General features: G+C 71.1%; 25 protein-coding genes and 1 other RNA gene. 13 read left to right on the top strand and 13 right to left on the bottom strand.

The features are described from left to right. Window positions 1-97 precede the first annotated feature (97 nt). The 4 genes from L2C96_RS22685 to L2C96_RS22670 all read left to right on the top strand — a co-directional run bounded on the left by L2C96_RS22685 (window position 98) and on the right by L2C96_RS22670 (window position 2,191). On the top strand, window positions 98-253 hold the full coding sequence (locus tag L2C96_RS22685; protein ID WP_237337661.1) for a hypothetical protein: 156 nt from the start codon (window positions 98-100) through the stop codon (window positions 251-253). Between the two features lie 42 nt (window positions 254-295). Then, window positions 296-1,471, top strand: a complete 1,176-nt coding sequence (locus tag L2C96_RS22680) for a helix-turn-helix domain-containing protein (protein ID WP_237337660.1) — start codon at window positions 296-298, stop codon at window positions 1,469-1,471. A 109-nt stretch (window positions 1,472-1,580) separates the two neighbouring features. Further along, the gene (locus tag L2C96_RS22675; protein ID WP_308191173.1) at window positions 1,581-1,865 is read left to right on the top strand and encodes a hypothetical protein; all 285 of its coding nucleotides are present in this window, start codon (window positions 1,581-1,583) and stop codon (window positions 1,863-1,865) included. Between the two features lie 17 nt (window positions 1,866-1,882). Beyond that, window positions 1,883-2,191, top strand: a complete 309-nt coding sequence (locus L2C96_RS22670) for a hypothetical protein (RefSeq protein WP_237337658.1) — start codon at window positions 1,883-1,885, stop codon at window positions 2,189-2,191. 2 nt (window positions 2,192-2,193) lie between these two features. On the opposite strand, the gene L2C96_RS22665 is transcribed toward L2C96_RS22670, so the two are convergent. The 8 genes from L2C96_RS22665 to L2C96_RS22630 all read right to left on the bottom strand — a co-directional run bounded on the left by L2C96_RS22665 (window position 2,194) and on the right by L2C96_RS22630 (window position 6,215). Continuing rightward, the gene (locus L2C96_RS22665; protein WP_237337657.1) at window positions 2,194-2,946 is read right to left on the bottom strand and encodes a recombinase family protein; all 753 of its coding nucleotides are present in this window, start codon (window positions 2,944-2,946) and stop codon (window positions 2,194-2,196) included. Between the two features lie 209 nt (window positions 2,947-3,155). Then, the gene (locus tag L2C96_RS22660) at window positions 3,156-3,347 is read right to left on the bottom strand and encodes a hypothetical protein (protein WP_237337656.1); all 192 of its coding nucleotides are present in this window, start codon (window positions 3,345-3,347) and stop codon (window positions 3,156-3,158) included. Then, window positions 3,344-4,189: a hypothetical protein gene (locus L2C96_RS22655; RefSeq protein ID WP_237337655.1), complete on the bottom strand. Its 846-nt coding sequence runs from the start codon at window positions 4,187-4,189 to the stop codon at window positions 3,344-3,346. The genes L2C96_RS22660 and L2C96_RS22655 overlap by 4 nt, the downstream gene beginning before the upstream one ends. Further along, the gene (locus L2C96_RS22650) at window positions 4,182-4,379 is read right to left on the bottom strand and encodes a hypothetical protein (RefSeq protein ID WP_237337654.1); all 198 of its coding nucleotides are present in this window, start codon (window positions 4,377-4,379) and stop codon (window positions 4,182-4,184) included. The genes L2C96_RS22655 and L2C96_RS22650 overlap by 8 nt, the downstream gene beginning before the upstream one ends. After that, complete coding sequence (locus L2C96_RS22645; RefSeq protein ID WP_237337653.1) at window positions 4,376-4,657, bottom strand: hypothetical protein; 282 nt, start codon at window positions 4,655-4,657, stop codon at window positions 4,376-4,378. The genes L2C96_RS22650 and L2C96_RS22645 overlap by 4 nt, the downstream gene beginning before the upstream one ends. After that, entirely contained in the window at window positions 4,638-4,802 is a 165-nt protein-coding gene (locus L2C96_RS22640; protein WP_237337652.1) for a hypothetical protein, read from the bottom strand. Before L2C96_RS22640 ends, L2C96_RS22645 begins: the two co-directional genes overlap by 20 nt. Further along, window positions 4,799-5,887, bottom strand: a complete 1,089-nt coding sequence (locus tag L2C96_RS22635) for a helix-turn-helix domain-containing protein (protein ID WP_237337651.1) — start codon at window positions 5,885-5,887, stop codon at window positions 4,799-4,801. Before L2C96_RS22635 ends, L2C96_RS22640 begins: the two co-directional genes overlap by 4 nt. 100 nt (window positions 5,888-5,987) lie before the next feature. Next, window positions 5,988-6,215: a hypothetical protein gene (locus L2C96_RS22630; protein ID WP_237337650.1), complete on the bottom strand. Its 228-nt coding sequence runs from the start codon at window positions 6,213-6,215 to the stop codon at window positions 5,988-5,990. 415 nt (window positions 6,216-6,630) lie between these two features. Between L2C96_RS22630 and L2C96_RS22625 the strand changes: the two genes are divergently transcribed. Further along, window positions 6,631-8,034: a major capsid protein gene (locus L2C96_RS22625; protein ID WP_237337649.1), complete on the top strand. Its 1,404-nt coding sequence runs from the start codon at window positions 6,631-6,633 to the stop codon at window positions 8,032-8,034. 16 nt (window positions 8,035-8,050) lie between these two features. Here L2C96_RS22625 and L2C96_RS45140 read toward each other — a convergent pair whose 3' ends face one another. After that, on the bottom strand, window positions 8,051-9,448 hold the full coding sequence (locus L2C96_RS45140) for a recombinase family protein (protein WP_237337648.1): 1,398 nt from the start codon (window positions 9,446-9,448) through the stop codon (window positions 8,051-8,053). Window positions 9,449-9,550: 102 nt separating this feature from the next. Here L2C96_RS45140 and L2C96_RS22615 point away from each other — a divergent pair, with 102 nt between their 5' ends. Genes L2C96_RS22615 through L2C96_RS22605 form a run of 3 tightly spaced genes read left to right on the top strand, consistent with a single transcriptional unit; the run spans window position 9,551 to window position 12,186 of the window. Further along, complete coding sequence (locus L2C96_RS22615; protein ID WP_020419733.1) at window positions 9,551-10,357, top strand: Nif3-like dinuclear metal center hexameric protein; 807 nt, start codon at window positions 9,551-9,553, stop codon at window positions 10,355-10,357. Window positions 10,358-10,372: 15 nt separating this feature from the next. Then, window positions 10,373-11,110 (top strand): zinc ribbon domain-containing protein, encoded by a 738-nt coding sequence (locus L2C96_RS22610; protein ID WP_020419732.1) that lies wholly within the window; start codon window positions 10,373-10,375, stop codon window positions 11,108-11,110. A 2-nt stretch (window positions 11,111-11,112) separates the two neighbouring features. Continuing rightward, the gene (locus tag L2C96_RS22605; RefSeq protein WP_237337699.1) at window positions 11,113-12,186 is read left to right on the top strand and encodes a bifunctional RNase H/acid phosphatase; all 1,074 of its coding nucleotides are present in this window, start codon (window positions 11,113-11,115) and stop codon (window positions 12,184-12,186) included. Window positions 12,187-12,189: 3 nt separating this feature from the next. Here the strand turns inward: L2C96_RS22605 and L2C96_RS22600 are convergent, their stop codons facing one another. After that, window positions 12,190-13,050 carry an AraC family transcriptional regulator gene (locus L2C96_RS22600; protein WP_237337647.1) on the bottom strand — a complete coding sequence of 287 codons (861 nt, stop codon included), beginning with the start codon at window positions 13,048-13,050 and terminating at the stop codon, window positions 12,190-12,192. A 156-nt stretch (window positions 13,051-13,206) separates the two neighbouring features. On the opposite strand from L2C96_RS22600, the gene L2C96_RS22595 reads away from it, so the two are divergent. Beyond that, window positions 13,207-14,277, top strand: coding sequence for an aldo/keto reductase (locus L2C96_RS22595; RefSeq protein WP_237337646.1), 1,071 nt, complete (start codon window positions 13,207-13,209; stop codon window positions 14,275-14,277). Between the two features lie 29 nt (window positions 14,278-14,306). On the opposite strand, the gene L2C96_RS22590 is transcribed toward L2C96_RS22595, so the two are convergent. The 3 genes from L2C96_RS22590 to sfnG form a co-directional block, all read right to left on the bottom strand. Next, on the bottom strand, window positions 14,307-15,476 hold the full coding sequence (locus tag L2C96_RS22590) for an SLC13 family permease (RefSeq protein ID WP_237337698.1): 1,170 nt from the start codon (window positions 15,474-15,476) through the stop codon (window positions 14,307-14,309). Between the two features lie 139 nt (window positions 15,477-15,615). Further along, entirely contained in the window at window positions 15,616-16,791 is a 1,176-nt protein-coding gene (locus tag L2C96_RS22585) for an acyl-CoA dehydrogenase family protein (RefSeq protein ID WP_237337645.1), read from the bottom strand. Beyond that, on the bottom strand, window positions 16,788-17,909 hold the full coding sequence (gene sfnG, locus L2C96_RS22580) for a dimethylsulfone monooxygenase SfnG (RefSeq protein ID WP_020419726.1): 1,122 nt from the start codon (window positions 17,907-17,909) through the stop codon (window positions 16,788-16,790). Before sfnG ends, L2C96_RS22585 begins: the two co-directional genes overlap by 4 nt. Before the next feature lie 131 nt (window positions 17,910-18,040). Between sfnG and rnpB the strand changes: the two genes are divergently transcribed. The 4 genes from rnpB (at window position 18,041) to L2C96_RS22560 (ending at window position 21,004) form a co-directional block, all read left to right on the top strand. After that, an RNA gene (rnpB, locus tag L2C96_RS22575) (RNase P RNA component class A) lies at window positions 18,041-18,425 on the top strand. A gap of 41 nt (window positions 18,426-18,466) precedes the next feature. Further along, on the top strand, window positions 18,467-19,339 hold the full coding sequence (locus L2C96_RS22570) for an SCO6745 family protein (RefSeq protein ID WP_237337644.1): 873 nt from the start codon (window positions 18,467-18,469) through the stop codon (window positions 19,337-19,339). 924 nt (window positions 19,340-20,263) lie between these two features. Beyond that, window positions 20,264-20,530 carry a hypothetical protein gene (locus tag L2C96_RS22565; RefSeq protein ID WP_017987022.1) on the top strand — a complete coding sequence of 89 codons (267 nt, stop codon included), beginning with the start codon at window positions 20,264-20,266 and terminating at the stop codon, window positions 20,528-20,530. An 18-nt stretch (window positions 20,531-20,548) separates the two neighbouring features. Then, window positions 20,549-21,004, top strand: a complete 456-nt coding sequence (locus tag L2C96_RS22560; RefSeq protein WP_020419723.1) for a hypothetical protein — start codon at window positions 20,549-20,551, stop codon at window positions 21,002-21,004. Window positions 21,005-21,012 lie beyond the last annotated feature (8 nt).

Genomic DNA, 21,012 nt, shown 5'->3' with positions numbered 1-21,012 from the left:
GCCGACCGGCCCGGATCGGTCCGCACAGGCCCGCACAGACCCCGTTTTCCGACTCCCCGGCGTCCGCCGGGAGGTCCGCACAACTACTGGAGGAGCAATGTCCCCGAGCACGGTCAACCACAGCCGCGAGTTCCGGCCCCTGCGGTGGCTGGGGTGGGCGGCGATCGCATGCCTGGTGTCGTTCGTGATCGGCCTCGCCGCCGCCGAGTCGGCCACCCCGCCCGCCGACAGCCCGGCTACCTGCGCTCCCTGACGATCACCAGAAACCCCCCGCCGAGGGGCTTACCCTGGTGCCGTGGCCTCGACCGGGAACACACTCCGGCAGATCCGCCACGCGCGAGGGAAGTCCCTCGCCGTGGTGGCGGGCCTTGCTGGAATCTCGCCGTCGTACCTGTCCCGCCTGGAGTCCGGCGAACGCGCCCTGGACCGCCGGTCGCTGATCGTGGCGCTGGCGAACGCGCTGGAGGTCGCGCCCAGCGAGATCACCGGCGCCGCGATCGCCACCCCGCGTGAGGCCGAAGAGGACCGTGCGCTGTCGGAGGTCAGGCTGGCGCTGCTCGCCGTCAGCCTGAACGAGCCGCGCGGCGAGGTCCAGCCGGTCGAACAACTTCGCGCCCGGGTCGCCGGGATCGTCGCCGCGACCAATGACGCGCAGGCCGACACCGTCGGCGCCGCGCTGCCCGCGCTGATCCGGGACCTGCACACCACCCGCAACGCGCACCGCCACGAACGCGAGGTGCTGCACCTGCTGACGCTGGCGCACATGCAGGGCACCCAGGCGTGGCTGGCGATGGTCGGCGCCCCGATGGACCTCGCGTGGCAGGCCGCGACGCTCGCCCGGCAGGCCGCCGAGGAACTGGACGAACCGGCGCCCCTGGCGATCGCGGCCTACGGGACGTCGATGGGCCTGCTGGCCGCTGGCGCGTTCGACCTCGCCGCGCAGACCCTCACCGCCGTGGAACTGCCACTGGTGACACCGGAGGATCTGCAACTGGCCGGCTCACTCGCGCTGGCGTCATCGTTGGTCGCGTCCGCGCAGAAGGACGCTGCCGAACGCGCAGCCGCGCTGGAGCACGCCGCCGAACTGGCCGAGCGCACCGGCGAAACCAACGTCATGGGGTTCGGCTTCGGGCCGTCCAACGTGGGCGTGTGGCGGATGCAAGGCGCATTGGAGGCGGGAGACCACGCCGAGGCCGCCAGGATCGCCGAGACCGTCAACCCCGACGCCCTCACCGTCCGCGCCCGGCAGGCCGTGTACTGGCGCGACAGGGGCCGTGCGCTGGCCCGCCTGCCGCGTCAGCGGGACACCGCCGTGATGATGCTGCGCCGGGCCGAGGCGATCTCGCCGGAGCACGTCCGGCGGCACCCGTTCACGCTGTCCGTTGTGGCGGAGCTGGTCGCCAAGGCCAAGCGGGACGCAGTCGGCCGGGAACTGCGGGGCCTCGCCTACCGGGCTGGTCTGCCCGTGTAGTCCGTTCGGGTGTTTGCCACGCAGGCAACATCCGTGCCCGCTCCGGCGCCAGGCTGACGATCATGAGCCTGACGAACCGCGAGCGGACCGCCCGATGACGGTGCGGCTGATGATCGGCCGACCACTGCCCGGCGTGGTCGGCGAGTCCAGGCGTGTGGTGCACCTGTTCCCCGGCACCGGCCGGTACCCCGACACCCTGACGGCCTACTGCGGCGAGGCGTTCTGGTCGGGGGACCTGGAGTGGCTGGACGGCCCGGCCGGAATGCCGTGCACGGTGTGCCTTCTCCGCTTGCGTCGTTCGCAGGCTGCCGACCCCCGGCCGGTGCGGGCTGCCTCCCCCGAGATCCCCGACGCCCCGCACCGGCTGGGCCTCCAACCCCCTACCGGGGGGTGAACCGCTACTGTCCGGCCGTGGCGAACGACGACTACAAGCTGTTCCGTGTGACGGTCCGCCCGCCGCCCTGGGATGAGGAGCCCGTGCGGCACATCGTCGAGGCCCGCAACGCCCAGGAAGCGGCCAAACCATTCCCGCGCAACAGCGTCATCAACGTGGAGCGCTACAGCGGCGTGAAGCAGCCGACGATCCGCGTGGAGCCGGAACCCAGCCGGGCCGGACGGGTCATCGTGTGGTCGGCCCAGCAGCTCTGGCGCGGCACCAAGGCGGCCGGTCGCGGCGCCCGGGTGGCTTGGCGCTGGGCGTCGAACAAGGACGCGCGCTGACCTCAGGCTGACAGCGCGGCGGCCTCTGGCCCCATCTCGCGCACGAGGATGTTCCGCACGGTCATCGCCGACCACTGCGCGGCCTTGCGCGGCCGGAACCCTTCCTCCTGGAGCCGTGCGGCTATCTCCGGGTAGGACATGCGCGCCTGCCGCATCTCCACCATGCGGCGGATGACGCGCTGTTCCTGGGGCACCCGGACAGCGTCGCGGTTCTTGCCCGTGCCCTCGCCCCGGTACCCGTAGGCGTAGCTGCCCGTGGCCTTGCGTCCGGACGCGGCCTTGGCCTTGATCCCGTCTCGCAGCCGCTTCACGGTCGTCCGGCGGTCCAGCTCGGCGAACACGCCTGCCATCTGGCGCATGGCGGTCCGCATCGGGTCGTCCGGGTCGTCCCGCAGCACCTCGCCGGTGTCGGCCGTGAACACGTGCGCCCCGTGCTGCCACGCCAGGCCCAGGATTGCCTCCTGAACGGTCAGAGCACGCGCCAGGCGGTCCAGCCGGGCCACCACAAGGCCCTCGGCTTCCGGAGCGCGCCGTGCGCCACTCAGGCCCGGATGCCGGAGCTTTTGGAGCGCTTCCGTCAGGCCGGGCCGGTCCACAGCGTCCTTGGCGCCGGACACCGCCGGGTCCTCGCACCACGCCACGACCTTGTGGCCGTTGGCAGCGCACCACTCCTGGATGGCCTTGCGCTGGACGTCGAGGCCGAACCCGTCGAGCTGCTTAGCAGTGGACACGCGGAGGTAGGCGACGAGCTTCATTCGGGCACCATATCACTCTGACCTGCGGTTTAAATGAACTGGGCTAATTGTTTACGAGTGGCCGGATTGGCGGATGCACACGGAATGCACGCCTGCCATGTCCCGCCAGTGCGGGGGTAAACCGCATCGGCGCTGGTCAGGTGCGGACCGGAGGGCGCTTTCGGTGTGGTGGGGGCCTGTCGCGCCCTCCGGTCACGACGTTCGCGCGGTCACCCCATGTCGGGGGGTGAACTGTCCGCGAGCAGCCCCAGCAGGTCGTCCAGGTCCGTGTCCGTGGCGATCACCGCGAGCAGTTGCTGTACCTCGGTGTCGATGACCCGCCGCGCCACGATCGGGCACCCGGGTGCGTCGAGGTCCCGCACCAACTCGGTGCGCTCGGGCTGCGGGTCGGGGGAGGTCATGCCGCGATCCCGCTCCAGTTCGGACGGAGGAACGCGTTCAGGTCGGGTCCGGTGGGGTTGCCGTTGGCGTTGGTGAGCCGCGCCTCCACGTAGATGCGGTACCGGCCCAGGTTGTTCGCCCACAGGGCGCTCTGGGCGGTGTCGAGGCTCAGATACCAGCTTCCCGCCCCGGTGCCGGAGGCGATGGTGCCGGTCTGGATGGTTTCGGACCCGCCGGGGGTGAGGAAGGCGCCGACGCTCAGCCGGAGGTCCATGCTGTAGTTCAAGCCCATCAAGATCTGGCCCATAGCCTCGACGATGGGGCCGTGGGCGTACACCTCCGCGAACGCCACGAGCTGCCACGCGGTCGTGGTGGTGGCGATCGTGTACGGCCGGGTGGTGTCGGACATCGAGTACAGGCACACGGACGTCCACGGCCACGCCAGGCCCCCGTTCAAGCCTTCCTCGAAGATGGGCTTGCCGTTGCGGTCGTACATGCGGACCCGCTGCCGGAGGGGGCCGCCGGGTCGCCAGTTCGCATCCCAGTCGGCGACCTGGAACGCGATGCTGCCGCTGGGGTCGTCGCGGCGGATGCTGAACCCCCGCTGGGGCTTGCCCAACACGGGGTCCTGCTCCACGTCGTCCAGCTCCCCGATGCGCACGTAGTACGAGCGGTCGCCCGTGGTGGCGTCGGTGTAGTTGCCACGCCAGCGCACCACCCCGTCGTCGATGATCGCGTTTCGCAGCGGGTTCGACCGTGCGGCGGCGTCCACGATGCGCTTGGTTTCCGCAATGACGTCCACGATGGTGCTGGGCCGGGGGGTGTTCTGCTGCGGCTGCGCGTAGGGGTTGATCTCAACCATCGGTCGGCTCCTGAGGGAAGTAGGCGGTCCACTCGGTGCCGCAGTTCGGGCACAGGTAGGCGAACGTGAGCGCGGGCGTGTCCTCGACCACAGCGGCGGGGTAGACGACCTCGCGGCACATCACCAGCGAGCGGCACACCATGCCGTACTGCTCGGGGTAGTCGGGCTCGGGCATCTCGGGGGCGGTCACTGGCCGGCTGCCTTCCGGGCGCGCTTGGCGGCCGTGCGCTTGGCCTTGTCCGCCTTGCGCTTGGCGCGGGCCTTCCGCCGCTGGAGGTCCAGCTTGCGGCCGTGCACGCACATCGGGTCGTGGCGCACCGCGAACACCACGCCGGGACCGTCGTCGTCGCTGGTGTGCGGCTCCACGGTGCTGACGCAATCCGGGCACTGCGCCTGAGCCACGGCCTCCTGGTAGCTCATCAGGCCAGGGAACGGCGCGAGGACGAGTTCACGGGTGGACTTCGGCATGATGGTCTCCTGTCTGTGCGGTGATCTGCCGGGCCTGCTCGGCAAGGGCCGGAAGCGCTTCGGGGTAGTGGGCGGTGATCTCGGCGAGGGCGGCGAGGCCGGTGCGGACGGTCTCGGCGATGTCGGCGCGGACGCGGGCGGTCATGATGCGACCAGTCCGAGGTCGTGGAGCGCTCGACGTGCGTCCCGATCGCCCTTGTTGGCGCGTCGAGCGAGGCGTGCCAACGGCTCGGGCTTGGCGTAACGCCGGTGGTAGGCGGGCGCCAGCCTCTTGTGTGCCTCAGCCGCCCAACCATCCGTGTTCCGGATCTCCGTCCACTCCGGCCCGGAAAGGCCGTCCTCGGCGTCCTCAGCCCTCTTTTCGATCGGGTACGGCACGGTGTCCGAGCGGTGCTCCCGGTCGGTCGCCCTCTCGTCCTCAGCGTCTTTTGTCGGGGACGGCACGGACCGTGAGGGGGGCGCGTCAGCCTCGGCGTCGGCCAGCTCGTCCGCCCAGTCGTAGGCGTCCGGCGGGGTGTCCTGCTCGACCTCGCTCCCCGCCTCGCCCGTCGGCTGTCCGCCGCTCGCGGTGGACGAGGCCGCGCGGCCGGTGGAGCGCGTTCCCCCCAGCGGGGGGCGGAGGGGGGAGAAGGACTGGTCCTTGGACTGGTAAGGACTGGTATCCCCGTCGCAAGAACCGGAACGTTCGGTCGTAGGAACCGGAACGTTCGGTCGCAGGGACCGGAACGACGCAGTCGTACGGCCTTCACCAAGTCCATGTTCCGGTTCCTGCGACCGGAACGCCGTGGAAGCGTGGCCCCGAGGTTCCGGTTCCTGCGACCGGAACGTGTTCACCTGGTGGTCCGTTGCACGCTTCCTCCGCGCGGCTGTCATGCGTTCCAGGGCGGCTTCCCGCTCTGCATTGACCTTGGCGTCGTGAGCGGCGCGCTCCTCCGGAGGGCGCTTGAGATGGAGCCGCAACGTCCAGTTGGTGACTCCGTCGCCCTTGGTTCCGTTCCGCACGATCAGCCCGGCCTGCTCAAGCGTCTTGAGGGCGTTGCGGACAGGCTTGTCCGACAGTCCGGTGCGCCAGGTGATTTCGGAGACAGCCGGGTAGGCGTTGGTCCCGTCCGCATCCGCCGCATCGGCAAGCGCTGCGAGCACGAGGCGTGCGGTGGTGTGGTTCTTACCGGCGTCGGTCTTGGGCATCGGAGCCTCGCGGAACACCCACTCGACGGCCTGGTAGCTCACGATGCACCCCCGGAAGGGGTAGAATCTCCGGTAGGAAACGTCCTCCCAGCAAGGGTTTCCGTGGCCGCCCCGTTGCCCCCGGGGCGGCTTTCCCTTGTCTTCACCGGATTTCACCCCCCGTCGAGGGGGAAAGCAGGGCCGCCAGGCGGGCGCGCTGCTCGTCGGTCAGCGGCGGCCACGTCGCCAGGGCATCGGTGATGTGCCGCTGGAGGATCGCCGTGCGGAGTTCACGCTGGAGATCCTCCGCCTCCGGTCGGTTCCACCGCTTGGCGTTCGCCACGCGGGCGCGCAGGTGATGGATCGTGCTGCTATCACCACGGACGGTCAAGGAGACCGCACCTCCTTCACGGGCCGGTGTCCCGGCCCAGTCGGTGCGCGGTGGATTCTCCTTGTTCAGTCGTTCCGGTGCGCTTGTTTTACTTCGGACGGTCTTGATCCTTCCGGAACAAGAGAACGGTCAGCAACCGTCCTTCCCCGGGTATCCCTTGTGGCACAACATGTTTACCCCATATCGGGGGGTAAACCTGGTGCGTGACCAGGGAAAACGCGATCGCGGCCGTAGTGTGATCCGTGCAGCACGACAGATAGCCGGGGGCGTGCTGGTCGCGTCCATCGCGCGTAGGGCCGACAGTGGGTGCGTGCGCGCAGGGCCTAGCCCGGCTCACCTCGAACGGACAGACACAGCGCCGGAGGCCTAGCCCGGCTGGGGAGTCCACGGAACCCCTACCAAGGAGGCACACCCAATGCGGGTGACGACTATCAAGCAGGCTGACGAGGTGCTGGCAAACCTCGCTCGATCGGCGGCTAAGTACCGAGGGCAGTACACCGAGGAGGCCGTGCGGACGCTGGAGCAGTTGGCGGCCACCAAACAGGAGGTGCTCGCCCAGAAGGCACACCTGGAGGCCGCCCAGACGCCCATCCGCGCGGAGGTGATCATCCCCGGCCAGGGCGCCGTCAAGACCCAGGACGCCCTCGTGGAACACGTGGCGGACGCCCTCCAGCGCACGGCAACAGGGATGTCTGGCGCCCCGGCGCCGAGCAGAAATGTGCTGATGCGGGTGAACACCACCTATCCGGAAGCGCGGATGCTCCAGACCAGCGTGCCCTCCGCAGGCATCATGCCGAGGATCGACGCGACGCGCTCCCTGGACGCGCTGACGGCCGCTGGTGGCCTCTGTGCGCCCCTGGAGACGATCTACGACATTCCGGTGGTGGGCGTGGCCGATCGGCCCGTCAGGGACGCGCTGAACCGGTTCCAGGCTGAGCACGGTGGTATCGAGTTCCGCCGCGCGATCGATGCCAGCAGCCTGACGGCTGGCGTGTGGACCGTTGACGACGACGTGGCCGCCGACGCACCCGACGGCGCGCGCAAGACCGTCCAGCAGTTCGACTGCCCGCCCGTGGAGACGGTGGCGGTGCGCGCGATCTACTCCGTGCTGGAGTTGGCGAACTTCATGGCCCGGTTCGACCGGGAGTACGCCCAGGCTGCGGTGGAGACCAGCCTGATCGCGGCTGCCCGCGTCGCCGAGAACGAACTGCTGGCTGACATCCTGGCCGGGTCCACGCTGGTGACCGTCCCGAAGCGGCTGGGCGCGGCGCGGGACATTCTGGCCGGTCTCGATCAGGCCGTGAGCTACTACCGCAGTCGCCGCCGTCTGGCGGTCCAGCCGCCGCTGACGTGGATCGCGCCCGTGTGGCTGCGGGATGAGATCCGTGCCGATATCGTCCGCCAGCAGGCCAGTGCCGACACCGCGCAGGCCCTCGCGGAGGCCGATGCGGAGATCGAGCGGTGGTTCGCGGTCCGGCACGTCACGCCGGTGTGGCACCTGGACGGCCTGCCCCAGCAGACCGTGGGCGCCCTGACCATCCCCGCGCAGACGTTCCCCGCCGCGCTTGCCGGCCAGCCCCTCCCCGCGTGGCCGACGTCGGTGGACACGGCTTTGTTCCGGACTGGCGACTGGCTGTACCTCGACGGTGGGCGCCTGGATCTCGGCGTGGTGCGGGACAGCGAGCTGAACGCCCGGAACCGGTTCCAGACGTTCGTGGAGACGTTCGAGGCCGCCGCGTTCGTCGGTGTGGAGTCCCTGCGCGTGGTGTTCCAGAACCTCGCGCCGACCGGCGAGGCCCAGGCCCCGATCACCGCGTGACGGATGCCGGGGGTGGCTACCGCTTCGGAGTCATGACCACGGAGCCAGGGTCGAATGTGTTCTGTGGCCGCCCCCGGCCGATCCGCTTAACCGTCACCGTCATCAGGCAGTCGATGATGGCGCGTTGCCGGTCGATGTCCAGGCCCAGGAACGTCTCTCCGGGTCTAGCGGCGTCCGCGACACCGGCGAGCGCATCACCGGCCGTGTGGCGCGCGATCTCAGTTTCCAGGTGCTTGATGCCCCCCTGGAGGCGCTTGTTTGCCACCTGGAACTGTTCGATGGTCATACCCCCGTCAGGGTCGGCGTAGAGGCTCGCCAGCTCTTCGCTCTTCGCGCGGAGCACGGCCAGTCGCTCTCGGTGCGGGGTGAGGTCGACGGCCGGGGCGAGCAGGGCCGTCCCCTCGCGGTCGAGGATTGCGGCCGTCATGCCCAGCACCAGCTCATCTAGGGGTTGCGCGGTCCGCACCAGGTGCATCTCCGAGCACATGTAGCGCGGCTTCCCAGTGCTGCTGAGGCCGCCCGAGCGTAACGGCTGTCCGCACTCGCACCGGTACAGCCAGGACCCCACCAGGCGCCGAGAGACGCCCCTGTGGGCGGTCCGGGCCGGGTCCACCAGCTTCTGTGCCAGCGCCCGGTACAGCTCCCGGTCCAGGATCGCGGGCCACTGGGCGTCCGGCATCTTGTCCAGGGCCGCGCCGACATCGCCATATGGCCGACGAAGCTTGCCGACCTTGGCGGTGTTCCGTGGCCGGAGTAGCACCTCTCGCAAAGATGACCCCGTCCACGGCTGGCCCGTCACCGTCGTGAGGCCAGCGGCGTTCCATTCGCGGAAGATCGATCGGACGGTGTCACCCGCGAGGACCCGGCGGGCCGCGCTACGCAGGGCGTCCGCCTCCACCGCGCGCACGGTCATCCCGTCGTCCTCGAAGCCGAACGGGCGCCGTCCGCCGATCCAGCGGCCTTGCTCCATCGCTTGGCGCCGCTGCCGGGCCAGCCGCTCGCTCTTCTGCTCGCTCTCGTGACGCGCGACAGCGCCGGTGATGCGGGCTGTCATGCGCCCGGCGGCGGTCGTGAGGTCCAGCTCACCGGCCTTGACGGTGTAGGTCGGCACGTTCCTCGGCTCGCAGGCCGTGATGTACCGCTCCAGCTCCATCGGTGCCCGGTGGAGGCGGTCCGTGTGCCACGCCACAACGGCCGTCACCCGTCCAGCTTCGACGTCGGCCAACAGGCGCTCGTAGTTTGGCCGCCGCTTGCCGCTATAGGCGCTGATGTCGTTGTCCACGTACACGTCGACCACGTCCCCGCCCAGCCGTTCGGCCAGCTCGCGGCAGTCTTCCTCCTGCCGCTCAACCCCCAGACCAGCACCAATGCGGTCCCGGCTGATGCGGCAGTAGATCCCGACCTTGTGCGTCACCCAAATATGTTATCTTGACGCCTGGCTCAGACGAAGCAGATGTGCAGGCTCGGCTCGGTCACACCCCGCAGTCTGCCCCACGCCGCATGCGAAGATCCCCCCATGCCCGCCCTCGCCGAAGTGATCGCCGCACTGGAGGACGCCTACCCGCCCGCGCTCGCGGAGAGCTGGGACGCGGTCGGCCTGGTCTGCGGCGACCCCGCCGAGCCGGTCACCGACGTCCTGATCTGCGTCGACCCGGTCGCGGCCACCATCGACGAGGCCATCGAGACCGGGGTCCAGCTGGTCGTCGCGCACCACCCGCTGCTGCTGCGCGGCGTGCACGGCGTGCCTGCCGACACCCCGAAGGGCGCGCTGGTGCACCGCCTCATCCGCGCCGGCATCGCCCTTTACTGCGCGCACACGAACGCCGACTCCGCGAACCCCGGGGTGTCCGACGCGCTCGCCGAGGCCATCGGGCTGCGGGTGCTCCGCCCGCTCGACCCGCACCCGGACGGCTCCACCGGCCTCGGCCGCATCGGCGAGCTGCCCGAGCCGGAGCCGTTCGCCGCGTTCGTGCGCCGGGTGGCCGGCGCCCTGCCCGCCACTGAGCCGGGCGTGCTCGGGGCGGGCGACCCGGACCGTCTGATTAGGACGGTGGCGGTGTCCGGCGGGGCCGGGGACAGCTTCCTCGGCGCCGCGACCGCGGCCGGCGTGGACGCCTACGTCACCGCCGACCTGCGGCACCACCCCGCCGGCGAGCACCTGGAAACCGGCGCGGACGCGCCCGCACTGGTCGGCCTGACCCATTGGGCCAGCGAGTGGCCGTGGTGCGGTCAAGCCTCGGCCGTCCTGCGGGACGCCTTTGCGGGTAACGTCAACGTTCACGTGTCCGCGCGCCGAACCGATCCGTGGACCATCCGTGCGTAATCCGAGGGAGTACCAGTGAAGGCAGAGCCAGCCGTCCAGCGTCAGCTGCTCGAGCTCGCGAAAGTGGATGCCGAGCTGTCCCGGGTCGAGCACCGCCGCCGGACCATGCCTGAGCTCGCCGAGATCGAGGGCATCCAGAAGACCCTGCGCGAGCTGCGCGACACGGCGATCCGGCACGAGACCGCCGCCTCCGACCTGGACCGCGAGATCGCCCGCCAGGAGAAGGAGATCGAGTCCGTCCGCGCCCGCGAGGACCGCGACCGCAAGCTGATCGACGGCGGCACCCTGCCCGCCAAGCAGGTCGCGGACCTGCAGCACGAGCTGGAGACACTGGCCCGGCGCCAGAGCGCGCTCGAGGACGACCTGCTGGAGCTGATGGAGCGCCGCGAAGCGCTCGGCCTGGACGTGCAGCGCACCGGGGCCGAGGTCGACAAGACCGAGCAGGCGCTGGCCGACGTCGAGGGCCGCCGCGACGAGACGCTCAAGGACCTGGACACCACGAAGGCCCGCCGCGAGGAGGACCGCGCGAAGCTGGTGCCGCGGTTCCCGGAGGGGCTGCTGAAGCTGTACGAGCGGGTCCGCGCGCACAAGGGCATCGGCGCCGCGCTGGTGCGGGCGCGCAAGTGCCTGGCCTGCAACATGGAGTTCGACCGCAACACGGTGTCCGAGCTCAAGGCGGCGGCCGAGGACGAGGTCGTGCAGTGCGAGAACTGCGGCGCGATCCTGGTGCGGACGGTGGAGTCGGGCCTGTGAGGGTGGTCGTCGAGGCCGACGGCGGTTCGCGGGGCAACCCCGGGCCGGCCGGGTACGGGGCGGTCGTGCGCGACGCCGAGACGGGCGCGGTCCTGGCCGAGCGCCAGGAGGGGCTCGGGGTGGCGACGAACAACTTCGCCGAGTACTCGGGCCTGATCGCCGGGCTCCGGGCGGCGGCCGAGGCGGGCGCCACCGAGGTCGACGTCCGGATGGACTCGAAGCTGGTGGTCGAGCAGATGTCCGGCCGCTGGAAGATCAAGCACGAGGCGCTGAAGCCGCTCGCCGAGCAGGCGCGCGAGCTGGCCGCCGGCTTCGCGGCGGTGCGCTACGAGTGGATCCCGCGCGCCGAGAACGCGCACGCCGACCGGCTCGCCAACGAGGCGATGGACACCCAGGCGGGCAAGGGCGCGGGCCCGGAGCGCACGACGCCGCAGAAGTGGACCGGCGCGCAGGGCACACCGACGCGGATGATGCTGCTGCGGCACGGGCAGACCGCGATGTCGGTCGACCGCCGGTACTCGGGACGCGGCGACGTGCCGCTGACCGAGCACGGCCTGCAGCAGGCCGCCGCGGCCGCCAAGCGCCTCGCCGCGTTGTCCGACCTCGGCACGGACACCGCGATCGTGGCGTCCCCGCTGACCAGGGCGAAGCAGACGGCCCAGTCGGTCGCCGACGCGCTCGGCGCCCGGGTGGAGACCCACCCCGGCCTGCTGGAGACCGACTTCGGCGAGTGGGAGGGGCTGACCTTCACGGAGGCCGCCCAGCGCGATCCCGAGCTGCACGGCCGCTGGCTGCGCGACCCGTCGGTGCCCGCGCCGGGCGGGGAGAGCTTCGACGCGGTGCACCAGCGGGTCCGCCGCACGCGGGACGAGCTGGTCGAGAGCCACGCCGGCCGGACGATCATCGTGGTCAGCCACGTCACCCCGATCAAGTCCCTGCTGCGGCTCGGCCTGGACGCCGGCCCGTCGCTGCTGTTCCGGCTGCACCTGGACCTGGCGTCGCTGTCGATCGTGGAGTTCTACCCGGACGGCAACGCGTCGGTGCGCCTGGTCAACGACATCTCGCACTTGGCCTGATTCTCACGGCAAGGCGGGCGCCGAGGCCCGCAGACGCGCGGCGTCCCGGCCGGGTGGCGCGCCGAACAGGCGGCGGTATTCCCGGCTGAACTGCGACGGGCTGTCGTAGCCGACGAGGTGCCCGACACCGGCGACGTCGTCGGGCCGGGCCAGCAGCAGTGACCGCGCCTCCTGCAGCCGGATCCGCTTCTGGAACTGCAGCGGGCTCATCGCGGTGACCGCGCGGAAGTGCCGGTGGAACGCCGATGCGCTCAGCCCGCACAGCCGCGCGAGCTCCGCGATCCTGATCGGCTCGGCGTAGTTCTCCCTGATCCGGGCGATGGCGCGGCCGACCAGGCTCAGGCTGCTGTCGGCAAGGCCGATCTGGCGCAGCGTCGCCCCGCACGGGCCGGTGAGCAGGCGCCAGAGGATCTCCCGCTCGATGAGCGGGGCGAGCACGGGCACGTCGGCGGGCCGGTCGAGCAGCCGCAGCAGCCGGGTCACGGCGTCGAGCAGGTCGGCGTCGGCGTCCCCGGTGGCGATGGCGGGGCCGGCCGGGGTGCGCGGGGCGGGCGCCTCCAGCAGCAGCGGCGCGATCGCGGACGGCCGCAGCACCAGTCCGGCACCCAGCGACGGCGCCGCCAGGAACCGGCCGGTGACCGGCAGCGCGGCGGTGACCAGGAGGAACTGGCCCGCCCGGTACTCGAACACCCGGTCGCCGAGCAGCAGCCGTTTGCCGCCCTGGGCCATCAGCACCAGCAGCGGTTCGGTGAGCGAGTGCTCCGGCTCGGTGTCGTCCACCCGGGACAGCAGCAGGCCGTCGACCGGCGTCCGCAGGTCCGGGCGGGCGTGGGCCGCGATGAGGTCGCGGATCTCGTTGAGCACCTCTCGACGGAACCACCCGGGGCCGAGGAAGCACAAGCCCGATCCGGGCGGAGCCGAGAGGATCGTGCAAGAGGCAGCGCGGATCGGTCTACCTTGAAACACCTCGCGCGGGCTTCGATGGGAGGACCATCCGGACCGACACGAGGAGCACCTCCCATGCCGCTCGACCACTACGTCACCCTGGGCCGATCCGGCCTGCGGGTCAGCCCGTACGCCCTCGGCGCGATGACCTTCGGCGACGATCCCGGCGGCGCCGGGTGCGGCGTCGAGGAGTCGGAGAAGATCCTGGCGACCTACCTCGACCGCGGCGGGAACTTCGTGGACACCGCGAACTTCTACACGAACGGGCATTCCGAGAAGATCCTCGGCGACTGGTTCGCCGCCCATCCGGGACGCCGCGACCGCGTGGTGCTGGCGACCAAGTTCTTCACCAACATGCACCCCGGCGACCCGAACGGCGGCGGTGCCGGACGGCGGTCGGTCATCGCCCAGCTCGACGAGTCGCTGCGCCGCCTGCGCACCGATCACGTGGACCTGTACTGGCTGCACAACTGGGACCGCAGCACCCCGGTCGAGGAGACGCTGCGGGCCCTCGACGACCTGGTCCGGGCCGGCAAGGTCCGCTACATCGGCTTCTCCAACACGCCTGCCTGGGTCACCGCGCAGGCGCAGACCACGGCGCTGCTGCGCGGCTGGACGCCGTTGATCGCGCTGCAGGTCGAGTACTCGTTGCTGGCGCGCACGGTCGAGGGCGAGATCGCGCCGCTGGCCGCCGACCAGGGCCTCGGGCTGGTCGCGTGGAGCCCGCTGAAGAACGGTTTCCTGTCCGGCAAGTACCGCCGCGGCGCCGCACCGGCCGATTCCGCCCGGGCGGCGTTCGTCGGCGGTCCCGCCGAGTCCGACTACGCGGTGATCGAGGCGGTCGCCGCGATCGCCGAGGAACTGGGCACGACGTCCGCAGCGGTGTCGCTGGCATGGCTGCGGGCGCGGGGAGTGGTGCCGATCCTGGGCGCCCGGCGCCTCGGGCACCTGGAGGACAACCTCGACGAGGTCACCTTGCCGCCGGAGCACGTGCGCACCCTGGACGAGGTGTCGGCCCCGGAGCTGGCCTACCCGGCCGCGATGCACGGCGAGCAGCGGGCGATGCTCCAGTTCGCCGGCACCACGGTCGACGGAGAGCCCTCGAGGGTGTACCCACCGCTGGCCGCCGGCACGGTGCGCTACTGACGATGGGGGCGGCGATTTCGCTCTCGTGCCTAGAGCACCAGCCACAGCGCGACGGTCGCCGCCGCGAGGCTCACTGGCACCGTTGCCAGCCCGAGTCGCGTGAACTCGCCGAGCGGTGGGGCGTCCCGGCCGAGGACGCGGCGCCACAGCAGCGTCGCGAGCGAGCCGAGGTACGTGGCGTTCGGCCCGATGTTCACGCCCAGCAGCACGGCGAGCAGCACCCCGGGTGCCGGGTGCGGGCCGAGCGCCGCCAGCAGGATCAGCGTCGCCGGGAGGTTGTTGACCAGGTTGGCCAGCGCGGCCGCCACGAAGGCCGCCAGCAGCAACCCGGGCAGGCTGGCCGTGTCCGGCAGCAACGCCCGCAGCGGGCCACCGAGCAGGTGGTCCGACACCGCCTGCACGACGATCGCCAGCCCGAGCACGAACAGGCTGAGCAGCGGGTTCGCCGCCACCACCAGCTGCCGCGGGCTGGTCTCGCGCCGCGCGAGCGCCCGCACGGCCAGCACGGCGGCGGCGATCGCGGCCACCCACCCCGGCGCGAGCCCGATGAGCGGCCCCACCCCGAACCCGGCGAGCGTCAGCCCGATGACGACCAGCGCGAAGACCGGCGCGGCCCGGTCCACGGCGGGCGGCTTCGCGAACCCGGCCAGGTCGCGCCGGAAGAACCACCCGAAGACCGCCAGCTCGACCGCGACGGTGACCAGCCACGGCAAGGCCATCAGCGCGGCGAACCCGGTGAAGGTCAGCCCGGACGCCGCGAAGGCCAGCAGGTTGGTCAGGTTCGAGACGGGCAGCAGCGTGGACGCCGAGTTGGCCAGGTGCGCGCACGCGTAGACGTGCGGCTTGGGCGGCAAGTCGAGCGTCCGCGTGGTGGCCAGGACGACCGGCGTCAGCAGGACGACGGTCGCGTCGAGGCTCAGCACCGCGGTCGTGCCCGCGGCCGCCGCGAAGGTCAACGCCAGCAGCCGTCGCGGCCGGCCGTGGGAGGCAGTGGCCAGCCGGGCGCCGAGCCACCGGAACACGCCCTCGCGGTCGGCGAGGTCGGCCAGCACGAGGATCGCCGCGAGGAACCCGAGCGTCGGCGCCATCGCGGTGACCTGCGCCAGCGCTTCACCGGGCGAGACCAGCCCGACGGCGAGCACGACGAGCGCGGCGGGCACGGCGACCAGCGCCTCCGGCAGGCCGCGCGGGCGCGCCATGGCGAACCCGAGAACGGCAGCGAGCGCCCCGAGACTCCCGACCGCCGCGACCACGTCCCCAACGCTAGCTGCCCCGCTCACGGGTGAAGGCCACCCCCGCGCCCGAGCGCTGCGGGGGTGGCCTTCCGGCAACAGGTGGCTACGTGTACCAGGTCGGCTCGGGGAGCCGGTCGTTCAGCGCGTAGTCGCCGACCTCCCGCCGCTTGTACGGCAGCGGGTCGTGCAGCGAGTGGGTGCGCAGGTTCCGCCAGAACCGGTCCAGCCCGTACTTCGTGGCGCTCGCCCGCGCGCCGGTCAGCTCGAAGATCTTCGTGCCGATCTCCAGCCCGGTGTCGACGATCCGCTGCTTGGCCGCGGCGATCAGCACCGCCACCTCGCCGCGCGCCTCGGGCGTCAGCTCCTCCCGCGGCGCGTGCAGGAGCGGCGAGATCGCCGCGCCGGCCCGGTCCACCAGTGCTTCCGCCGCCCACAGCTTGGCCTGCAGGTCGCCGTAGCCCTCCAGCACGTACCACTCCTCGGTGGCGGCGGCCTTGTCGTCCCCGCCGTAGGGCCAGGCGCGCGTCCGCTCCCGCGTGTAGGCGAGCGCCGACTCCAGCGCCCCCTGCGCGATGCCGAGGTAGAAATTGGTGAACACCAGCTGGATCGTCGGCACGTTCAGCGTGTTGTAGACGAGCGGCTGGAATTTCCGGTCCACGTATCCGGCGGCATCCGACCACGGCACGCGCACGTCGGAAATGGTCACGCTGCCCGATTCGGTGAGCCGCTGGCCGATGTTGTCCCAGTCGTCGTGGAACACGATTCCCGGCTGTTTCGACGGCACGATCGCGAAGACGTGCTCGTCGGTCCCTTCCAGGACGCCCTCCAGCACGGTCAGGTCCGACACCTTGCTGCCGGTGGAGAACGACTTGTGCCCGTGATAGACGAGCTCGTCGCCGTCCTGCGTGATCTTCAGGTCCGAGTCGCGCGGGTTGACCGCGCCGCCGAAGAAGAAGTTGTTCTTCGTGTACAGCTCCTCGACCGCGGCGATCTGCGCGTCGGTGCCGACCAGGCGCGCCGCCCACGCCCACAGGTAGTGGTAGCCGAGCAGCTGGCCGATCGAGCCGTCCGCCTTGGCGATCTCCCGGATCACGCGGTAGGCGGTCTCCCAGGTCTGCCCGCCGCCGCCGTGCTCGGCGGGCCCGAGCAGGGTGACCAGGCCGTTGTCCTTGAGCAGCTGGACTTCGGCGTAGGGCGTCTCGTTGGCCCGGTCGCGCTCGACGGCGTCGACCGCCAGCTGGGCGGCGACCTCGCGGGCGCGGGTGATCCAGTCGGTCACGAGAAGCTCCCTACGGGTTCGGGGGTGGCGGCGGTGGCGTCGAGCTCCTTTTCGAGCTCACGGATGATGGGCAGCACTTCGCGGCCGAAGTACTCGACGTCCTCGTGGTAGTGCAGGAAACCGAGCAGCAGCAGGTCCGCCCCGCGCCGCTTGTACTCCACCGCCCGGCGCGCGATCTGCTCCGGCGTGCCGATGAGTCCGGTGCGGAACCCGTCGTTGTACTGGACCAGGTCGGCGAATTCGGAGTCCGCCCACATGCCCTTCTTGTCCGATGTCGACCGTCCGGCCTGCTGGACCGCGGACCGGAAGCCCTCGACGGCCTGGACGTCGGCCTTGTCCACGATCTCCCGCAGCACGTCCCGCGCCTCGGCCTCGGTGTCCCTGGCGATCACGAACCCGTTGAGCCCGAAGCGGACGTGGTGGTCGTGCTCCGCGGCGTACCCGCGGACCTCGGCGACCTGCTCGCTGAAGCCGTCGAAGTCCTTGCCGTTGCTGAAGTACCAGTCGGACACGCGGCCGGCCAGCTTGCGCGCCGCGGTCGAGTTGCCGCCCTGGAACACCTCCGGGTGCGGCCGGTCCGGTGTGGACAGCGGTTTGGGTTTGATGTCGAAGTCGTGGATTCGGTAGAAGTCGCCGCGGAACTCCGCCGCGTCGTTGGTCCACAGTTCCTTGAGGACGCGGATGAACTCCTCGGACCGCCGGTAGCGTTCGTCGTGTTCCAGCCACGGCTCGCCGAGTCCGGTGAACTCGTCCTTGAACCAGCCGCTGACCACGTTGACCGCGGCCCGGCCGCCGGACAGGACGTCCGCGCTGGCCACGAACTTCGCCAGCACCCCGGGGTGCCACAGTCCGGGGTGGACGGCCGCGATGACCTTGAGACGCTGGGTCGCGAGCAGCAGCGCCAGGCTGAACCCGGTGGACTCGTGCTGGTAGGCGGCGCCGTAGCTGGCGGTGTAGCGGACCTGGGTCAGTGCGTACTCGAATCCGTTGTTCTCGGCGAGCACGGCGAGTTCTCGGTTGTAGTCGTAACCCCAGTCGGTGCGTTGTTCGATGCGGCTGGTGACCAGTCCGCCACTGACGTTGGGCACCCAATAGGCGAATTTGAGTGGTGCGGGCATGAAGGCTCCACAGAAATGGTTTCGGGAATTGTGCGTCGACGGCCGCGCGATCTGATTCCGAGTAAAGCGGCGGGCAGGGGGAGGGGCAACCGACGTCCACGGCGTGGGAACGGTTACCCTGAGTGGGCGGACGAGTTGGCCGGGCGGTCGCGAGGGGTCACTCCCTCGAGGAAAGTCCGGACTCCGCAGGGCAGGGTGGTTGCTAACCGCAACCCGGGGCGACCCGCGGGACAGTGCCACAGAAAACAGACCGCCCCGGCTTCACCGCCGGGGTAAGGGTGAAACGGTGGTGTAAGAGACCACCAGCACCCCGGGTGACCGGGGTGGCTAGGTAAACCCCACCCGGAGCAAGGCCAAGAGGGCGCCGCGAGGCGCCTGCGCAGGCGATCGAGGGCGGCCCGTCCGATGCCTGCGGGTAGGCCGCTCGAGCCTGCCGGCAACGGCAGGCCTAGATGGATGGCCGCCGCCGCGGTTCCGGCCGCGGAACAGGATCCGGCTTACAGGCCAACTCGTCCGCCCCTTTCCCGCCGGCCCGCCGGTGGCCTACGGTCGGGCTCGTGGATCACGCAGAAGCCCGCGACGTCGCGTTCCGGTGCCACCGGGTGCTCGAACCGCTGCACTCGTTCGTCTACTTCGCGCCCGAGGCGGAGCAGGCGCTGACCGCGGCCGGGCTGCGGCCGGGCCGGATGTGCTACTTCGCGAGCCGGGCCGCGCCGATGGGCCCGGTCGGCCCGGGCGTCGTCGCCGCCACCTTCTACAACTTCAACCCGGAGCTGGTCGCCAGGCACATCCCGCGGGCGTGGACGCTCGCCGCGCCGGCGGAGATCTTGGCGGCTCGGCTGGCCGCGGCCGACGGCGGGTTGCGCCGCGTGCTGGGCGAGGAGCTGATCACCTCGCCGCGGCTCGCGGAGGCGGCGGAGCTGGCGCGCTCGGCGGCGTCGGTGTTGAGCCCGGAGGGGCGCCCGTTGTACGCCGGGCACGCGGAGCTGGAGTGGCCGTCGGAGCCGCACCTGGTCCTCTGGCACGCGGCGACGCTGCTGCGGGAGTACCGCGGCGACGGGCACATCGCGGCGCTGGTCGGGCACGGGCTGAGCGGGCTGGCCGCGCTGATCACCTACACGGCGACGGGGAAGGGCTTCGTGGAGCCGGTGGCGAAGGCGACGCGCGGCTGGTCCGACGAGCAGTGGGCCGCGGGGGTCGAGGAGCTGCGCGAGCAGGGCCTGCTGGACGCCGACGGCCGGCTCACCTCGGAGGGCACCGTGCTGCGGCAGAGCCTCGAAGAGCAGACGAACGCCTCCGCGACGGCCCCGTGGCGCCACCTGGGCGCCGAGAAGGCCGCCCGGCTGCACGAGCTGGCCCGCGAACTCGCGCGGCACGCCGTCGCCCACGGAGCCTTCCCGGACGGAATCTTCGCGACGGCGCGGGCCTGAGCCCGGTCTCGGCCGCGGCTGCCCTCGCTGAGGCCTGCCCAACGCGCGTCCACGTGACTGCGGGAGCCGGCGCTACGCCCGCACGACACCTTCCCGGGGTGCGCACAGTGGCCGGCCCCCTCGAACCCTGGAGTCGGCCCCGGGTCCGCCCTGGGGCAATGGCCCTGCCGCAGCAGGGCGTTGCGCCAGCGCTGCCCGGATGGCGACAGCGCCTGACCCTGGTTCGAGCCACCGCTCGCCGACGATCCGCCGCCCTGAAATCTCACCTTCCGTGAGGAAGCAAGCGTTCGCGCTCGCCCTCCGTCACCGCCGCGCCGCCGGAAAGCGCTGCCCAACTGTCCGCCACCTCGGTTCAGATCCCGATCACCCGCTGTTCACCGCGCCCTCCGGACCACCGCGTCCCACCGCGGCGCCCCCGGCAGTGAGCGCTTACACCTGAGTCCACCCGAAAGTGCGTACCGATCACGGATCGTGAGGGCAAAACGGGTCCACCTGGGCGCTGCGTGAGCGCGATCGCCGAATCGGATGATCGACTCGCCCGGAGAAGTCGTCACGCCCGGGTACGTGCCATGCGGCCGATCGGGGCATGCCACACTGTTGTCCGCGCCATCGAGGAGCGATACCGCGCACCCAGAGTGAAGCGTGACTGCGCCTGTGGGTGAGTCCCTACCCACACTAGGAAATCCGGGTGCAGGGGGTTAACCCTGAGCGGTCTTGCCACGATGATGGAGGGCGACGAGTTCAGGAGAAGTGGCCGTACTGTGCCTGGTGTGGATGGACTGCCGTTCGACAGAGAGCGCTTTGACCGTCACAGCTTGTGACGCCATGATGGGCTAGACAGACCGGACCGGACTTTCCGACCTCGTGGGCCTGCCCCGCGCCGACCCACCCGACACCCACACTCCTCGCACCTGGGAGTACGCGATGACCATGATGACACTTGTGCAGCAGCTGGCGCAGGGCGAGATCAGGACCCGTGGAGTCCAGCAGTGGCTCCTCGACAACATCATCCCCCTGGTCCTGCTCGCCGTCGCGCTGCTGCTGCTCTGGCTCGGTGGCGGCAAAGGCGACAACGCCGGCGTCATGCGCCGCCTGGCCGGTGTGGTGATCGCGCTCGCGATCGTCGGCCTCGCCGTGAGCGGGCTCGGCGTCAACGTCGGCGAGTGGATCGCCGGCTTGTTCACCAGCTGACGGCGCGGGGTAGCGCGCGTGCGGATTCGAACCGATGACGAGGTCTACCGGGTCGACGCGGTATGGCTCGGCCCGCCGAAGGCGACGTTCCCGTGGCGGGCCCGCTACGTGGCCTGGGGCGTCGGCATCCCGGTGTTCCTCGTCGTACTGGCGGTGGAGCGGCAGCTCGGCTTCGGGTTCGGCTTCTTCTCCACCGCGTGGGCGTTCGTCATCACGATCTTGATCACCCGGATGATCACCGCCAAGATCAGTCACGAGCGTCCGCTCGGAGCCGTCATGACGATGTGGCTGCGCGAGCTGCAGACGCCCCGCGAGAAGACCTCCGGAGAGGGCGGTGCGGTCACGGCCACGAAGATCCGCGTGCGGAACCAGCGGCCGCTGCCCAAGCACAAACGGCACCTCGCTCCGGCGGGGTCGCATCCTCACCACCAGCCAGCACGACCGCGTGGCGCGCGCACTTCGGCGCCACGGTAGGAGGTAGG

Source organism: Amycolatopsis tucumanensis, assembly GCF_021654135.1.
In the GTDB taxonomy this organism is placed as follows: domain Bacteria; phylum Actinomycetota; class Actinomycetes; order Mycobacteriales; family Pseudonocardiaceae; genus Amycolatopsis_E; species Amycolatopsis_E tucumanensis.
The sequence above is the reverse complement of the archived record's forward strand: the minus strand, read 5'-3'. Positions and strand labels throughout refer to the sequence as shown.

What these genes read in the sequence shown, in the direction of transcription:
- L2C96_RS22640 (WP_237337652.1), bottom strand. Translation starts at nt 4,802, where the DNA reads ATGACCGCCCGCGTCCGCGCCGACATCGCCGAGACCGTCCGCACCGGC.
- L2C96_RS22660 (WP_237337656.1), bottom strand. Translation starts at nt 3,347, where the DNA reads ATGACCTCCCCCGACCCGCAGCCCGAGCGCACCGAGTTGGTGCGGGAC.
- L2C96_RS22625 (WP_237337649.1), top strand. Translation starts at nt 6,631, where the DNA reads ATGCGGGTGACGACTATCAAGCAGGCTGACGAGGTGCTGGCAAACCTC.
- sfnG (WP_020419726.1), bottom strand. Translation starts at nt 17,909, where the DNA reads ATGCCCGCACCACTCAAATTCGCCTATTGGGTGCCCAACGTCAGTGGC.
- L2C96_RS22655 (WP_237337655.1), bottom strand. Translation starts at nt 4,189, where the DNA reads ATGGTTGAGATCAACCCCTACGCGCAGCCGCAGCAGAACACCCCCCGG.
- L2C96_RS22590 (WP_237337698.1), bottom strand. Translation starts at nt 15,476, where the DNA reads ATGGCGCGCCCGCGCGGCCTGCCGGAGGCGCTGGTCGCCGTGCCCGCC.
- L2C96_RS22675 (WP_308191173.1), top strand. Translation starts at nt 1,581, where the DNA reads ATGATCGGCCGACCACTGCCCGGCGTGGTCGGCGAGTCCAGGCGTGTG.
- L2C96_RS22685 (WP_237337661.1), top strand. Translation starts at nt 98, where the DNA reads ATGTCCCCGAGCACGGTCAACCACAGCCGCGAGTTCCGGCCCCTGCGG.
- L2C96_RS22565 (WP_017987022.1), top strand. Translation starts at nt 20,264, where the DNA reads ATGACCATGATGACACTTGTGCAGCAGCTGGCGCAGGGCGAGATCAGG.
- L2C96_RS22595 (WP_237337646.1), top strand. Translation starts at nt 13,207, where the DNA reads ATGCCGCTCGACCACTACGTCACCCTGGGCCGATCCGGCCTGCGGGTC.
- L2C96_RS22645 (WP_237337653.1), bottom strand. Translation starts at nt 4,657, where the DNA reads ATGCCGAAGTCCACCCGTGAACTCGTCCTCGCGCCGTTCCCTGGCCTG.
- L2C96_RS22665 (WP_237337657.1), bottom strand. Translation starts at nt 2,946, where the DNA reads ATGAAGCTCGTCGCCTACCTCCGCGTGTCCACTGCTAAGCAGCTCGAC.
- L2C96_RS22615 (WP_020419733.1), top strand. Translation starts at nt 9,551, where the DNA reads ATGCCCGCCCTCGCCGAAGTGATCGCCGCACTGGAGGACGCCTACCCG.